The sequence below is a fragment of the Flavobacterium sp. N502540 genome, from assembly GCF_025947365.1.
GTDB lineage: Bacteria > Bacteroidota > Bacteroidia > Flavobacteriales > Flavobacteriaceae > Flavobacterium.
The window spans coordinates 4,409,227-4,425,698 of record NZ_CP110012.1; the positions used below are offsets into that span (position 1 = coordinate 4,409,227).

General features: G+C 35.3%; 12 protein-coding genes. 5 read left to right on the forward strand and 7 right to left on the reverse strand.

Annotation, left to right across the window (positions count from 1 at the left end; genetic code table 11):
- Positions 1-20: 20 nt before the first annotated feature.
- The 4 genes from OLM58_RS18525 to OLM58_RS18540 all read left to right on the forward strand — a co-directional run bounded on the left by OLM58_RS18525 (position 21) and on the right by OLM58_RS18540 (position 3,887).
- Complete coding sequence (locus tag OLM58_RS18525) at positions 21-1,937, forward strand: DUF294 nucleotidyltransferase-like domain-containing protein (RefSeq protein ID WP_264530080.1); 1,917 nt, start codon at positions 21-23, stop codon at positions 1,935-1,937.
- Between the two features lie 2 nt (positions 1,938-1,939).
- Positions 1,940-2,536 carry a PolC-type DNA polymerase III gene (locus tag OLM58_RS18530; protein ID WP_017497471.1) on the forward strand — a complete coding sequence of 199 codons (597 nt, stop codon included), beginning with the start codon at positions 1,940-1,942 and terminating at the stop codon, positions 2,534-2,536.
- Between the two features lie 566 nt (positions 2,537-3,102).
- The gene (locus OLM58_RS18535; protein ID WP_264530081.1) at positions 3,103-3,642 is read left to right on the forward strand and encodes an SRPBCC family protein; all 540 of its coding nucleotides are present in this window, start codon (positions 3,103-3,105) and stop codon (positions 3,640-3,642) included.
- A 26-nt stretch (positions 3,643-3,668) separates the two neighbouring features.
- The gene (locus OLM58_RS18540) at positions 3,669-3,887 is read left to right on the forward strand and encodes a DUF4287 domain-containing protein (RefSeq protein WP_070908068.1); all 219 of its coding nucleotides are present in this window, start codon (positions 3,669-3,671) and stop codon (positions 3,885-3,887) included.
- Positions 3,888-3,945: 58 nt separating this feature from the next.
- On the opposite strand, the gene acs is transcribed toward OLM58_RS18540, so the two are convergent.
- The 7 genes from acs to OLM58_RS18575 form a co-directional block, all read right to left on the reverse strand.
- Positions 3,946-5,853, reverse strand: a complete 1,908-nt coding sequence (gene acs, locus OLM58_RS18545) for an acetate--CoA ligase (RefSeq protein WP_264530082.1) — start codon at positions 5,851-5,853, stop codon at positions 3,946-3,948.
- Positions 5,854-6,357: 504 nt separating this feature from the next.
- The gene (ilvC, locus tag OLM58_RS18550) at positions 6,358-7,827 is read right to left on the reverse strand and encodes a ketol-acid reductoisomerase (RefSeq protein ID WP_264530083.1); all 1,470 of its coding nucleotides are present in this window, start codon (positions 7,825-7,827) and stop codon (positions 6,358-6,360) included.
- Positions 7,828-7,887: 60 nt separating this feature from the next.
- On the reverse strand, positions 7,888-8,409 hold the full coding sequence (gene ilvN / locus OLM58_RS18555; protein ID WP_264530084.1) for an acetolactate synthase small subunit: 522 nt from the start codon (positions 8,407-8,409) through the stop codon (positions 7,888-7,890).
- Positions 8,410-8,494: 85 nt separating this feature from the next.
- Complete coding sequence (ilvB, locus tag OLM58_RS18560; protein WP_264530085.1) at positions 8,495-10,183, reverse strand: biosynthetic-type acetolactate synthase large subunit; 1,689 nt, start codon at positions 10,181-10,183, stop codon at positions 8,495-8,497.
- Positions 10,184-10,341: 158 nt separating this feature from the next.
- Positions 10,342-12,015 (reverse strand): dihydroxy-acid dehydratase, encoded by a 1,674-nt coding sequence (ilvD, locus tag OLM58_RS18565; RefSeq protein WP_264530086.1) that lies wholly within the window; start codon positions 12,013-12,015, stop codon positions 10,342-10,344.
- Positions 12,016-12,284: 269 nt separating this feature from the next.
- Positions 12,285-13,403 (reverse strand): 3-isopropylmalate dehydrogenase, encoded by a 1,119-nt coding sequence (gene leuB, locus OLM58_RS18570; protein ID WP_264530087.1) that lies wholly within the window; start codon positions 13,401-13,403, stop codon positions 12,285-12,287.
- 100 nt (positions 13,404-13,503) lie between these two features.
- The gene (locus OLM58_RS18575; protein WP_017497480.1) at positions 13,504-14,679 is read right to left on the reverse strand and encodes a 2-isopropylmalate synthase; all 1,176 of its coding nucleotides are present in this window, start codon (positions 14,677-14,679) and stop codon (positions 13,504-13,506) included.
- 155 nt (positions 14,680-14,834) lie between these two features.
- Between OLM58_RS18575 and OLM58_RS18580 the strand changes: the two genes are divergently transcribed.
- Positions 14,835-16,379, forward strand: a complete 1,545-nt coding sequence (locus tag OLM58_RS18580; RefSeq protein WP_264530088.1) for a hypothetical protein — start codon at positions 14,835-14,837, stop codon at positions 16,377-16,379.
- The last annotated feature ends 93 nt before the right edge of the window (positions 16,380-16,472 follow it).

Here is a 16,472-nt window from a genome sequence, read left to right on the forward strand (position 1 = left end):
TTAAAAAAAATATCAACCGTATGAATACAATTGCTGAGCATATTGCAGATTTTTTAAAAGAATACCCGCCATTTGATAATTTAACTTTTCAGGAATTATCAGATATTGCAACTAACATTCGTGTGATCAATTTAGAAAAACATGCAGTATTATTTCAAAACAATGACCTGCTTCATGACAGCTTTTATGTTGTTGCTTCAGGTATTGTAAATCTGACCACAATTGCTGATGCCGAGGAAACTATTATAAACAAATGTCATGAAGGAGATATTTTTGGCTTACGTCCGTTTTTTGCCAAAAATAACTATATGATGACGGCTAAAGCTCGTGAAGAAAGTATTATCTATGCTATTCCAATTGCAGTTTTCAGACCATTTGTAGCAAATAATTCAGATGTTTTGAATTTTCTGTTGGAGAGTTTTGCTGTAAATTCTAGACATGCAAAGGACAATGTACATTCTAACGGAAAATTGATTTCTGATACTGCTTTTTATGTAGATCAGCAATCTGAAATGCAATACATTCAGTCTTTGGCTTACAATAATTCGCCGTTAACAACTGAATCCAACCACATTATCAAAGATGTGGCTATTTTGATGACCGAATCATTGGTAGACAATATTGTGATATGCGAAAAAAACAATCCAATTGGTATTGTAACCAATGCCGATTTATCCTCAAAAATTGCTACGGGCCGCTATCCTATCACTGAAACGATTGATAAGATTATGTCTTCGCCGGTAGTTACGGTTATTGAAAATGTTTCTTTGGCCGAAGCACAATTACTAATGTTGAAACACAATGTTACTCATTTGTGTGTTACCAAAGACGGTACAAGTAAATCTGCTGTAAAAGGAATTATTTCCGAGCATGATCTAATTGTCGCACAAGCCAGTAATCCGGGTGTTTTGATTAAGGAAGTAAAACGTTCTCAATTACCAAAAGATCTAAAACAAATCCGTGATCGTTTGTCTGATTTGATTCAGAATTCGATTCAAAAAAATATTCCAATTTCTCATGTCAGCAATATTGCAAGTGAAATTAATCTGGCTATTATTAAACGTGCTGTGGAGTTGTCTATTCTGGATTTAGGCTCCCCTCCTGCTCGTTTTGCATGGTTGAGTATTGGTAGTCAAGGGCGTAAGGAGCAGCTTCTGCTTACAGATCAGGACAGTATTCTGATTTTTGAAGACGTAGCACCGGACAAATACAGAGAGGTAAAAGATTACTTTTTAAGACTGGCTAAAAGAACAACTTCAATCTTAGAAAAAGTGGGTTACGAACTTTGTCCAAACGGACACATGGGAAGCAATATGCTTTGGTGTAAGTCATTGACTGACTGGACAAAACAATACAACAGCTGGATGAATACTCCAGGTGAAAATAGTAATGATTTAAGCAGTATTTTCTTTGATTATGAGATTGTTTTTGGAGAACCAAAAATTGAAGAAGTGATCGAAAATGTGATCTTTAAAAATGCGGTAAACAATACTTTGTTTTTTGATTTCTTAGGGAATGATGCTCTAAAACGCAATTCTCCGTTAAGTTTTTTCAAAAAATTCATAGTGGAAGAAGAAGGACCACACAAAACAAAATTTGATATTAAAACCCGTGCATTAATGCCTTTAATTGATTCAGCTCGTTTGTTAATTCTGAATGCTAATATCAAGGGGATTAAAAATACTTATTTGAGATTTAAACAATTAGCGATTACAGATTCTAAAAATGCGGAGATCTATTTAAGCTGTGCAGAAGCTTTTCTGATTTTATCTAAATTTAGAACTGTTGAAGGTTTGAAAAATGACGATTCCGGACAATATATTAATTTGAGGGAAATGTCGAAAACGGACAAAGAGAAGTTAAAAAATGCCTTAACCCCAATGAAAGACCTTGAGGAATTAATTAAGAGTAAATTTCAACTTACACAATTCTCATAAGTATGCTAGACTGGATTAAAAATATCAATAAAGAGTATCCTGATTTTTGGAAGGAATACTTAACGAAATTTGAAGTTAAACCAAACAGATTTGTGGTGTTATCTACAGAAACTTCAGGTTTAAATCCGAATAAAGATGTTATTTTGTCTTTAGGCGCATTTTCGGTTACGGATGACAGCATTGTGATTAAAGACAATTTTGAAGCTGTTTTGCTGCAGTACAAATTTTTGCAGGATAATGGACTTTCTAATGAGTTCATCATCGAAAGTAAAATGATGAAGATGCCGGAGCCCGATGCGATAGAAGCTCTGATTAATTTTATAGGAAACTCAGTTCTGGTTGGGCATCATATTAATTTTGATATCGAAATGCTGAATGCAGCATTAGAACGTCTGGATTGTGGAAGATTGAAAAATGAAGCGCTGGACATCGATATGATGTACCGAAAATTGATGGACATTAATGACAAGCAATTTTCTCTGGACGATTTAAGTGAAATATTCAAAATTCCGAAAAGCGATAGAAATTCGTCTGCGGAAGATGCATATAAAATTGGACTATTATTTCTGAAACTGAAATCGAGATTAGGAATTAAATAGAAAGAATGAATCAAAACTATATTAAAAAGAAGTAAGGAAATCACTGAAAAGTATTTCCTTTTTTTTGCTAAACATATTTCATGTATCCGAAATATAAAGGATAACTAATAAGTATTGTAAATCCGATAATCCCAAGGCTTTGGGGTTGTCGGATTTGTTGTTTTTAAGATTTTTTGTTAGGTGAATAGCTGTCAGGCTAAGTGTAGTCTAGACTTTTTAGTTTTGCAGGCCTTCGATTTTGCTTGTTTTTCGTAGCGGCAGAAAGAAATGACGTAAATCCCCCTATTGTTGTCATTTACGTACAGTATTGCCTTTTGGAAGTAATCGCATCTTTGTCTTGTTAGTTTAATTAAAAATTAACAGAGAAAGTAAAACAAAATGACAACTATAAATTCTCATCTGGCTTTTAGCGGTAATTGTCCTAAAGTAAAGACGTTCTGTGAAAAATGTCTGAACAGTCAGATTATATTTCAGACCATTGGTGAATCCCCTGGATGTTTAGCGTCACCGCAAATCAAAATAACAAATAAATATAAAGACTTTTTTAATTAACCAATTTAACAAAAATGAAAATGATATTCGTAAAAATAATAACGGTATTGGTAGCTATAGTTTCAATAGCTTTAGTAGTAGCGATGTTTACTAAAAATAAATATACTATCAGGAGAGAAATAATCATCCATAAACCCAAAGCGGAAGTTTTTGATTTTATAAAACTGAACCGAAATCAAAAATTATACAGTAAATGGCTATTGCTGGATCCTGCTACAAAAATCGAGATAACAGGTACTGACGGAACTGCGGGTTCTGTCTTGACTTTTGAAAGCAAACACCATAAGACTGGTAAAGGAGAATGGGAAATAAAAAAAGTAGAAAATAACAGAATCGATTTTGAACTTCGTTTTTTAGCACCTTATGTATTTACGGCAAATGGGCATATGGAAACAGAAACTTTAGCCGGAAATCAAACAAAGCTTATCTGGATTTATAATAGCGGAATGAACTGGCCTAAGAATTTTATGCTTCTTTTCTTTGATATGGATAAAATAATTGGAGCTGATGTAGAAGAAAGTCTAACGAACATAAAAACGATTGTCGAGAAATAAACTATAACCTTTAAAACTACAAAATTATGTCATTTCAAGCTTATTTAACCAATATTAAAACAAAGACAGGAAAAGGTCCTGATGATTTTAAAAAACTTTCAGATGAAAAAGGATTTTCAGTCAGTGGAGAATTAAAACCTGAAGTAAAAGCAACCGAAATTGTTAGCTGGCTAAAAACGGATTTTGATTTAGGTCACGGACACGCAATGGCTATTTATGCGCTTCTTAAAGGATTAAGGAAGTAAAAAAAATAGATATAAAAAAAGCTGTCGAATGGACAGCTTTTTTTATTTTGTGAAGATATTAGATCCTCCCTTTTGTAATTTCTTCAACAATTTCAGGGTTAAGCAAAGTTGAAGTATCTCCAAAATTAGAAAAATCGCCTTCTGCTATTTTACGTAAAATTCTACGCATAATTTTTCCTGAACGTGTTTTAGGCAAGCCTGAAACAAACTGAATTTTATCCAACTTTGCAATTGGTCCGATGTGATCAGAAATATATTGATTGATCTCACGGCTAAGATTAGATCGGTCTCTAACTTCTCCAGTTTCTTTTAAGATTACAAAACCGTATAAGGCATTTCCTTTAATGTCATGTGGGAATCCAACGATGGCAGATTCGGCTACTGCAGGATGTTCGTTAATGGCATCTTCAATAGGAGCTGTTCCTAAATTATGACCGGATACGATCACAACATCATCTACTCTACCGGTGATTCTGTAATACCCTACTTCGTCTCTTAAGGCACCGTCTCCTGTAAAATATTTTCCTGGGAAAGCAGAGAAATAAGTGTCTTTGTAGCGTTGGTGGTCCCCCCAGATTGTTCTAGCGATTCCCGGCCATGGAAATTTAATACATAAGCTTCCAACAACCTGATTTCCTTCAATTTCATTGCGTTTCTCATCCATCAAAACAGGTTGAATTCCCGGTAATGGCAAGGTCGCGTAGGTTGGTTTAGTTGGGGTTACAAAGGCAATTGGTGAAATCATAATACCACCGGTTTCAGTCTGCCACCAGGTATCTACAACCGGGCATCTTTTGTCTCCAACGTGATCGTTGAACCAGTGCCAGGCTTCTTCGTTGATTGGCTCTCCAACTGATCCAATTACTTTCAGTGATTTTAGAGGGTATTTTTGAATATAATCTAAACTTTCTTTTGCAAGTGAACGAATTGCAGTTGGTGCTGTATAAAATTGTGTGATTTTATGTTTTTCAATAATATCCCAAAAACGGCTAAAGTCAGGATAAGAAGGAACTCCTTCAAAAATTACGGTTGTTCCTCCATTTAATAAAGGTCCGTATAAAATATAAGAGTGACCTGTAATCCAACCTATATCAGCAGTACACCAGAAAATATCATTTTCTTCGTGATTGAAAACATTCTTAAAGGTATAAGCAGTATAAACCATATATCCCGCTGTAGTATGTACCATTCCTTTTGGTTTGCCTGTAGAACCAGAGGTGTACAGAATGAATAACGGATCTTCAGCATCCATTATTTCCGCAACACTATTATCTAAGGCTTTATCTAATAGAGGCTGTAACCATTCGTCACGGCCGTCTTTCATTTTAACTTCGTTATTGGTTCTTTTTACAACTAAAACTTTAGTTACAGACGGACAAGTTTCTAATGCCTCGTCAACAATTCCTTTAAGGTCAATATTTTTATTACCTCTGTATCCTCCATCAGAAGTAATAACCATTTTACATTCGCAATCAATTATTCTGGCAGACACAGCAGAAGCTGAAAATCCTGCAAAAACAACAGAATGAATGGCTCCGATTCTGGCACAGGCTAATACAGCTACTGCCAATTCAGGAATCATTGGTAAATAAATACAAACTCGGTCTCCTTTACGTACGCCTTGCTCGCGCAAAACATTCGCCATTTTTGAAACTCTTTCGTATAATTCGTTATACGTTATATGTAAAGCGCTTTCTGAAGGATCATTCGGTTCAAAAATGATAGCCGTTTTTTCTCCTCTTTTGCTTAAATGTCTGTCGATGCAATTTTTGGTGATGTTAACTTTTGCTTCTGTAAACCATTTTACTTCCGCATCAGCCATATTAAAATCAACTACTTTTTCCCATTGCTGGTACCAGGTAAAATTTTCCTCAGCTATTTTTCCCCAAAACTTTCTAGGCTCTCTTATTGACTTATTGTAATGTTTAAAATACTGTTCTAAATTTTCAATTTTATAATAACTCATACGTTTTTAGAATTTTTTTTTATAAATGTATTAAATATCAGTCTATTCTTAAAATTATTTAATTCATAAATAACAGGAAAAAAAAACAGATATTGAAAAAAATATTGCTTTTTAATAGGTATAATATAAAAAATGGCTTTTTGATGAAAAAAGACATATTTGTAAAAAAGGCACGATAAATGAATACCATGCCTTTTTAATTTTAACAATTTCAATAACAATTAATTTTGTAATTCTGTATTACAATCTTCCGTACTATTTTTGAAAATAGAAGCAGCTTTATTAATTAAAATGAAACTTCAACAAGTACATTTATTGCTAAATATACCCCCTTCATTAGGGATTAGCTTCACTTAACTTACAGACTTACTTTCAGAAGTTAAGTGAATGCAATTTGCATCTATATCCATTTTTCTTAATAAGTGCTTACTAATTCAAAAATATTACATCAAACGGAGATACAGAGCAGATTCCACAAACGTATGTGTGGTAATTCCCAATTTATTATCCAATTTTTTTCATTGCTGTCATTGATTCTCTCAACCATGCTCCTACTTCTTCAATAGGGTGTTGACGAACTTCTTTGTTTACAGCAATTAAAGTAGCATTGTCAACTCCATTTGAAGTAGAGAATGGTTTACCTATTACATTTGTTTCCACTGTTTTCATAAAATCTGTTAACAACGGCTTGCAGGCATGGTCGAACAAATAGCAGCCATATTCTGCAGTATCCGAGATCACACGGTTCATTTCAAATAATTTCTTTCTTGCAATGGTGTTTGCGATCAAAGGTAATTCATGTAATGATTCGTAATAAGCTGATTCTTCTATAATTCCAGCCTCTGTCATGGTTTCGAAAGCCAATTCTACTCCCGCTTTTACCATTGCAATCATCAGTACTCCGTTATCAAAATATTCCTGCTCTGAAATTGGAGCTTCTTGTGGAGCTGTTTTCTCGAAATTAGTTTCTCCTGTTGCAGCTCTCCATTTTAGCAAGTTTACATCATCATTTGCCCAATCGATCATCATGGTTCTGGAGAATTCTCCTGAGATAATGTCATCCTGATGTTTTTGGAATAACGGCCTCATAATGTCTTTTAATTCTTCAGCAATTTCGTAAGCCTCAATTTTTGCAGGGTTGGAAAGACGATCCATCATATTGGTGATACCTCCATGTTTTAAGGCTTCTGTAATTGTCTCCCATCCATACTGAATCAATTTTGAAGCATAAGCTTTGTCGATTCCTTTCTCCACCATTTTATCGAAACATAAAATAGAACCGGTTTGTAATAACCCGCAAAGAATGGTTTGTTCTCCCATTAAATCTGATTTTACTTCGGCTACGAATGATGATTTCAAAACTCCTGCTTTATGTCCTCCGGTAGCTACAGCATATGCTTTAGCCTGATCTAAACCAAAACCGTTTGGATCATTCTCCGGGTGCACAGCGATAAGTGTCGGAACACCGAATCCTCTTTTGTATTCTTCACGAACCTCAGAACCAGGACATTTTGGCGCGCACATAATTACGGTGATGTCTTTACGGATTTGCATTCCTTCTTCCACAATATTAAATCCGTGAGAATAAGATAATGTTGCTCCGTTTTTCATTAAAGGCATTATGGCGGTAACTACAGCAGTATGTTGTTTATCAGGAGTTAAGTTACAAACTAAGTCGGCAGTTGGAATTAATTCTTCATAAGTACCTACTTTAAATCCGTTTTCAGTAGCATTTTTATACGATGCTCTTTTCTCTGCAATTGCATCTGCGCGCAATGCGTATGAAATGTCTAAACCGGAATCTCTCATGTTTAAACCCTGATTCAGACCTTGTGCTCCACAGCCTACAATGACAACCTTTTTTCCTGCCAGAGCCGAAATTCCATCTGCAAATTCTGATTGCTCCATAAATTCGCAAACGCCTAATTGTTCTAATTGTAATCTAAGTGGTAATGTGTTGAAATAATTTGCCATTTTTTTTAAAAATATTTAATGAATGTTGTATTTAATAATTGGTTAATAGATGAAATAATCCTATTGGAATGCTTCTAACATTGTTGAAATTTCCATTTTTTCTTTTGAAACAGATATCCTTCCTGAGCGAACAAACTGCATAATGCCATAAGGTTTGAATTTAGCATACAAATCTTCGATTTCAGAACGTCTCCCCGATTTAGAAATCACAAAGAAATCACGGGAAACCGTGACAATTGTAGACTGACTGTCCTTGATGATGTTCTGTATTTGTTTTTCATCAAACAACAGGCTTGAAGCAATTTTAAATAAAGCGTTTTCCAGATAAATGGTTTCTTCATCTGTGTGATAAAATGCTTTTATAACTTCAATTTGCTTTTCGATTTGTCCGACAATATTTTGAACCCATTTCTCTGTTGTTTCCACCACAATAATGAATCTGGAAACACTTTCTATTTCTGATTCAGAAACGTTTAGACTTAATATGTTAATGTGACGCTTTAAGAATATTCCAGATATCCTGTTTAACAATCCCACATTATTTTCTGAGTATACCGATATGGTAAATGTTCTGTTTTCCATTGTTTTTAGTTTGTTTTGTTTCAAGTTTCAGGTTTCACGTTTTACAACTTGAAACTCAAAAAACTTGAAACATGAAACTTTAATTTTAGCTTAATCTAATTTCAGAAACACATGCTCCCGTTGGAATCATTGGGAATACGTTATTTTCTTTCTCTACCATAACTTCTAAGAAATAAGAGTCTTTTGAAGCCAGCATTTCGGCAACGGCTGCATCTAAGTCTTCTCTTTGGGTTACTTTTTTAGATTTAATGTAATATCCTTCAGCTATCGCTACAAAATTTGGATTGATCATTTTAGTAGAAGCATATCTGTTATCAAAAAACAGCTCCTGCCACTGACGTACCATTCCTAAAAATTCGTTGTTTAGGATAACAATCTTTACAGGCACCTTAGTCTGAAAAATAGTTCCCAATTCTTGTATGTTCATTTGAAAACCGCCATCTCCAATTATAGCCACTACTTCACGATCCGGTTTTCCCATTTTGGCTCCGATGGCTGCAGGTAAAGCAAATCCCATCGTTCCCAATCCACCTGAGGTAATGTTACTTTTGGTAGAATTAAATTTAGCATAACGACAGGCAAACATTTGATGCTGCCCAACATCTGAGACGATAATAGCGTCACCTTTTGAGTGTTTGTTTATCATTTCTATGGTTTCACCCATTGAAATTCCTTTATTATTGGTTGGATTTAATTCTTCTTTTATAACAGAATCGTACTCGATTTTCTTTAGCTCTTTAAATTCGTTATGCCATAAATCATGTGATTTTGATTCGATTAAGGGTAATAAAGCGGTTAAGGCTTCTTTTACATCTCCGAGAACAGCTATTTCTGTTTTTACATTTTTATCGATTTCGGCAGGATCAATTTCGAAGTGAATTACTTTTGCCTGTTTGGCATAAGTATTTAGGTTTCCGGTAACACGGTCGTCAAAACGCATTCCGAAAGCAATTAAAACATCACATTCGTTGGTTAGCAAATTTGGGCCATAGTTTCCGTGCATTCCCAACATTCCCACGTTTAAGGGATGGTCTGTTGGCAAGGCTGAAAGTCCTAAAATAGTCCAGGCAGCAGGAATTCCTGACTTTTCGAGTAAAGCTTTAAATTCGGCTTCCGCTTTTCCCAGAATAATGCCCTGTCCAAAAACAATAAAAGGCTTTTTAGCGCTATTGATTAAAGCAGCAGCTTCGGCCACTTTTTCTAATTTTAGTTTCGGAACCGGAGTATAACTTCTGATTCCGGTACATTTTTCATAACTAAAATCCAATTTGTCAAACTGAGCATTTTTTGTAATGTCAATCAATACAGGCCCCGGACGTCCGGAACGTGCGATGTAAAATGCTTTTGCGATAATTTCAGGGATTTCCGAAGCTTCGGTTACCTGATAATTCCATTTGGTTACCGGAGTCGAAATTCCGATGATATCCGTTTCCTGAAAAGCATCAGATCCTAACAAGTGCTTCCCTACCTGACCTGTGATACAAACCATTGGGGTTGAATCGATTTGAGCATCTGCAATTCCGGTAATTAAATTGGTTGCTCCAGGTCCTGAAGTTGCAATGGCTACCCCTACTTTTCCTGTAGCGCGGGCATATCCCTGTGCGGCATGTGTAGCGCCTTGCTCGTGACGTACCAACACGTGATGTAACTGATCCTGAAATTTATATAATTCATCGTAAACCGGCATGATTGCTCCTCCCGGATAACCATAAAGTAAGTCTACTCCTTCTGCTAACAAACATCTTATAACGGCTTCTGCCCCTGATATTTTCATAGTATATTGTTTTTTCAATGTCAAAAATCAATTTCAAAATTCAATGGCAATGTTAAAATCAATTTCAAACTGATTCTTTATACTTCTACTTTTTATTGCAATTGAACTTTGTTATTTTATTGATGTTGTCATTGTTTTTTGAAATTGTTATTGTAAAATTATTTATCGGTAACGCAACCTGTTGAAGCGCTTGAGACTGATCTGGCGTATTTCAGTAAAACTCCTTTGTTTACTTTTAGAGGAGGCTGAATCCAACTCTCTTTACGAGCGGCGAATTCTTCGTCAGATATTTTCAGGTTGATTGTATTTTTAACAGCATCAATAGCGATTAAATCACCATCTTTTACCAGTGCAATACCACCACCATCATAAGCCTCTGGTGTAATGTGTCCTACCACAAAGCCATGTGAACCTCCGGAAAACCTGCCGTCTGTAATAAGAGCACAGCTGCTTCCTAATCCTGCTCCAATAATGGCTGATGTAGGTTTTAGCATTTCAGGCATTCCCGGACCACCTTTTGGTCCACAATACCTGATGACGACTACATTACCGGGTTTAATTTTTCCGGCTTCAAGGCCTGGAATCACTTCAAACTCACCTTCAAAAACAACCGCAGGACCTTCAAAATACTCTCCTTCTTTTCCGCTGATTTTGGCAACAGCTCCTTCAGAAGCAAGATTTCCATATAAAACCTGAATGTTTCCGGTTGGTTTTAAAGCTTTTTGTATTTCATGAATTACTTGTTGTCCGTCTTGTAAATCCGGAGTTGAAGCTAAGTTTTCGGCCACTGTTTTTCCGGTTACAGTTAAACAATCTCCATGAATTAGTCCTACTTTCAATAAGTATTTCATTACTGACGGAATACCTCCTGCTTCATGAATGTCTTCCATCATGTATTTACCACTTGGTTTCATATCTGCAAGTACAGGAGTTCTGTCGTTAATCGCTTGAAAATCATCAAGTGTAATTTCAATATCAACAGAATGTGCCATAGCGATCAGATGCATTACGGCATTGGTTGAACCTCCTAAAACGGCTACAATTGTAATGGCATTTTCAAAAGCCTTACGAGTCATAATGTCTCTAGGCTTAATATCTTTTTCCAATAATGTTCTAATGGCTTTACCAGCAGCAAGACATTCGTCTCTTTTTTCCTGACTTAAAGCAGGATTTGAAGAACTGTATGGTAAACTCATTCCCAATGCTTCAATTGCCGAAGACATAGTATTTGCGGTATACATTCCGCCACAAGCACCTGCTCCGGGACAAGCATTTTGAATAACTCCTTTAAAATCATCCGGAGTAATTTCATTTTTAACTTTTTTTCCTAAGGCTTCAAAAGCTGAAACAATATTCAATGTTTCTCCTTTCCACTTTCCGGAATGGATAGATCCTCCGTACACCATCAAAGACGGACGGTTCAAACGTCCCATGGCGATCAGGGCACCAGGCATGTTTTTATCGCAACCCGGAATTGCAATGATGCTGTCGTACCACTGCGCCCCCGCAACTGTTTCAATAGAATCGGCAATGACATCTCTGGAAACTAAGGAATAACGCATTCCTTCTGTACCGTTTGAAATTCCGTCACTTACACCAATGGTATTAAAAATAAGTCCGACCAGATTTGCATCCCAAACACCTTTTTTAACGTCTTTTGCTAAATCATTCAGGTGCATGTTGCAAGTGTTACCATCGTACCCCATGCTCACAATACCTACCTGTGCTTTTTTCAAATCTTCTTCAGTTAAACCAATACCGTACAACATAGCTTGCGCTGCTGGTTGTGTTTGATCTTGAGTGATGGTTTTGCTGTACTTATTTAATTCCATTATTGTGTTATTTTTTTAATTTTAGTTCAAAAAAAAACCTTCCAGTATTTGGAAGGTTTATAATATAGTTTTTCAATTATATTTATACCATTCCCCATGCATATGTGATAATCACATTTACAATAATGACAGAAATAGTAATAATAATTGAGATTTGCATCTTTCTTTTTTTTAGTGAGACAAAAGTATGAAAACTTAAAGGACTAAAAAAATAAAATCTCAACATTTTACATACTTCTTGTTATTTATTTAGTTTTTAACAAAAAATATTAAACAATTGTTGATTGTCCAATGTGAACGTTGTCATTATTAAAATAGAGTAAATCGTCTTTACTGAAGATAAAATTGGATACAAAGTCTCCTACTTCGTTTGTGCCGAATTTTGAATCCGGTTTTAAATCGACAGTTACTACTTTAAATTCGATTGCTTTTTCGACTGCTTTATAGATCATGCCAGCCTCTTTGAATAGACCAAAATGTTCTAATAACATCGCCGCTGATAAAATGGAAGCAATCGGATTGGCGATGTTTTTTCCTTTCGCCTGAGGATATGAACCGTGGATTGGTTCAAACAAAGCATTCTTTTCTCCTAAAGACGCTGAGGCTAATAAACCAATAGATCCCGTTATTACACTTGCTTCATCTGATAGAATATCTCCGAATAAATTTTCGGTTAAAATCACATCAAATTGTTTTGGACTTAAAATCAATTGCATGGCTGCGTTATCTACGAACAAAAAGTCTAAAGCAACATCAGGATAACTTTGACCTACTTTCTGAACGACTTTTCTCCATAAACGGGAAGTTTCCAGAACGTTGGCTTTGTCGACCATCGTAAGTTTTTTGCGTCGGTTTTGTGCTGATTTAAAAGCCAAATGCGCAATTCTTGTGATTTCTTCTTCTGAATATTCGCATAAATCTGAAGCGTGTGTACCTTCCTCATTTAAGGTTTTAGCTCCAAAGTATGCACCTCCGGTTAATTCTCTGAAAATAGTAAAATCAGCACCATCGATAATTTCTCTTTTTAACGGAGAAGCATCAATGAGTGATTTATAAGGTTTTATCGGGCGAATGTTAGCGAACAATCCTAACTCCTTACGCAGTTTCAATAATCCTTGCTCCGGACGCACTTTCGCTGATGGATTATTATCGTATTTAGGATCTCCAATTGCTCCAAACAATACAGCATCTGTGTTTAAACAAAGGTTTAATGTCTGCTCCGGCAAAGGATTTCCTGTTTTATCAATGGCAATAGCTCCCATGAGCGCCTCTTCAAAAACAAATTCATGATTGTACACCTCACCAATAGCATGTAAAGCTTTCTTGGCTTGTAAAATTACCTCTGGTCCAATCCCGTCTCCCGGTAAAACTGCTATTTTCAAATTCATAACGTCTCGTTCTTTATGTATTTAAACCCTTTTTTTCTTTATTCTATTCTCTTTGTTCTATTATCTTTGTTCTATTCTCTTAGATCTTTGTTCTATTGAACTAGTTTCTGATTAATTCTCCCTGAATTTTTGCAGCTTCGATGATTTGATGAATATCAGCATCAATTACTTCTTTTTTAATATCGGCGAATTTCAAAAATTCAACGTACACGATATCCAGTTGCACTTTAGTAAGCTCGTAACCTACTTTTTTAGCGCGGTAAGCCAATGCAGCTCGTCCGCTTCTTGCTGTTAATATAATAGAGGACTCATTTACACCTACATCCAGCGGATCCATGATTTCATAAGTGGCTCTGTTTTTAATCACTCCATCCTGATGAATTCCTGAGCTGTGAGCAAAAGCATTAGCTCCTACGATGGCTTTGTTTGGCTGTACAATCATTCCCATACTTTCAGAAACTAAACGGCTCATTTCGTTTAATTCTCTTGTATTGATATTGGTGTCCAGATTTAAGTAAGGATGTTGTTTGAAGATCATTACAACTTCTTCTAAAGCTGTATTTCCGGCTCTCTCTCCTATGCCATTTATAGTACATTCAATTTGTCTTGCTCCGTTGATAGCTCCTGCAATGGAGTTTGCTGTAGCCATTCCTAAATCGTTGTGACAGTGACAGGAAAGGGTTACGTTTTCAATACCTTTTACATTTTCTTTTAGGTATTTAATTTTTGCTCCATATTCTTCAGGCAAACAATAGCCTGTTGTATCCGGAATATTCAATACTGTTGCTCCTGATTTTATTACTTCTTCACAAACTTTCGCAAGGAAGGCATTATCGGTTCTTCCGGCATCTTCGGCATAGAATTCTACATCTTCCACGTAGGATTTGGCATGTGCTACAGCAAATTTTGCTCTTGCAATGATATCTTCCGGAGTTGTGTTTAATTTATGGAGTATGTGAGATTGAGAGGTTCCGATTCCGGTATGGATTCTAGGTTTCTTAGCGTGCTTTAAGGCAGCTGCAGCAACATCAATGTCGTTTTTTACGGCTCTTGTCAGACCGCAGACAGTTGCATTTTCTACAATTTTACAAATCTCAGAAACCGATAAAAAATCGCCTGGACTTGACACTGGAAAACCTGCTTCGATAATGTCAACTCCCATTTTATCAAGTCGTTCTGCGATAACTAGTTTTTGTTTCGTATCTAACTTACATCCCGGGACCTGCTCTCCATCGCGCAAAGTGGTGTCAAAAATTTGAACTTTCTCTCTATTCATATTCATTTATTTAATGTAATTTCACATCTTGATAACAAATATATATTGTACTTTGCCGGCACGAAATTCATTTTAATGAAATTATACTGTTCATAAAACATTTTAAAGCGGGTTAATTAATTAAAAATCAATAAGTTATATTATTATATTTTACAATGGCTAACCATCAAAAAGATTTCTTATTTGTATTAATAAAATCACTTTCTAAATCCGAAAAAAGGCAGTTTAAGATTTTTGCAAGCCGTTTAGAGACGAGTTCGAATACCAAATTCATCGAATTATTTAACATTCTGGATAAGTCTGAAACGTATGATGAAAAGCTGATTCTTAAGAGTGGTATTATTAAAAAGGTCCAGCTATCTAATTTAAAATCATACTTATACAAACAGATTTTAGTAAGTATACGCTTGAATATTCCGAGTCAGAATATTCGTTATCAGTTGCGGGAACAAATCGATTTTGCTGTTATTTTATACAATAAAGGTTTGTACAAACAGAGTTTGAAGATTCTGGACAAAACAAAACAACTGGCGCTTGAGAATGATGAGAAATATATGGCGTATGAAATTGTAGAATTCGAAAAACTAATCGAATCACAATACATTACCCGAAGTATTCAGGGACGTGCCGACGAATTAGTGATTCAGGCCAAAGAACTGAATTATCGCAACACCATTTCAAGTAAATTATCCAATTTATCGCTGCAGCTGTACGGAATCATGTTAAAAACCGGCTATGTAAAAAGCGATGAAGAGTATAAATACATTGACGATTACTTCAATAAGCATATTTCAAAACTGGATGAAAGTAAGTTTGGTTTTCGGGAGAAATACTGGTTCTATAATGCTAATCTTTGGCGTAGTTTTCTGGTCCAGGATTTCTTAGCGAGTTATAAATATGCCTACAAATGGGTGAGATTGTTTTATGATAATCCTAATATGATTTACCTGAACCCAGTCTTTTTCTTAAAGGGGAATCATTATTTTCTGGAGTCGTTGTATATGTTGAAATACAAGTCGAATTTCAAAAAGTATCTGACGCTTTTAGAAGAAACCATTGCCGATCCAAGGTTTCCGGTGAATGATAACATTGCATCGCTTTCTTTTCTGTACGTTTATAATAATAAGTTGAATCTTCACATACTGGAAGGAACTTTTGCTGAAAGCGAATATCTTATTCCGGAGATTCTTCAGAAAATAAAGCTTCACAGCGAACATCTTGATGAGCATCACGAGATGTTGTTTTACTATAAAATTGCCTCTATTTATTTTGGTACTGAAAAGTACAATGAATCGATTAATTATTTGGATAAGATCATCAACAATAAAAATCTGTCGATGCGTGAAGATTTAATGTGCTTTGCAAGACTTTTATCGTTGATTGCACATTACGAATTAGGTAAGGATTATTATCTGGAAAATCATTTGAAGAACACGTATAAATTCCTCTTAAAGATGAATGATTTACATGAGGTTCAGAAAGAGATTATCAAGTTCATGAAAAACCTGAATAACTTCTACCCTGCCGATATTAAAAAGGAGTTTATCAAGATGAGGGCTCGTTTTATCGAACTGGAGAAGAATACTTATGAGAAGAGAGCCTTTTTATACCTTGATATTATTTCATGGCTGGAAAGTAAAATTGACAACAGGAAGATCGCTGATATTATTAGAGAGAAGGCGAAGCTGAACAGTCGATAATAAATTAGATAATTAGTCAATTTGATAATTAGATAATTGTTTCATAATCATTTTAAACTAATAAACCGGATAGGTTCTTAAAACGTGTCCGGT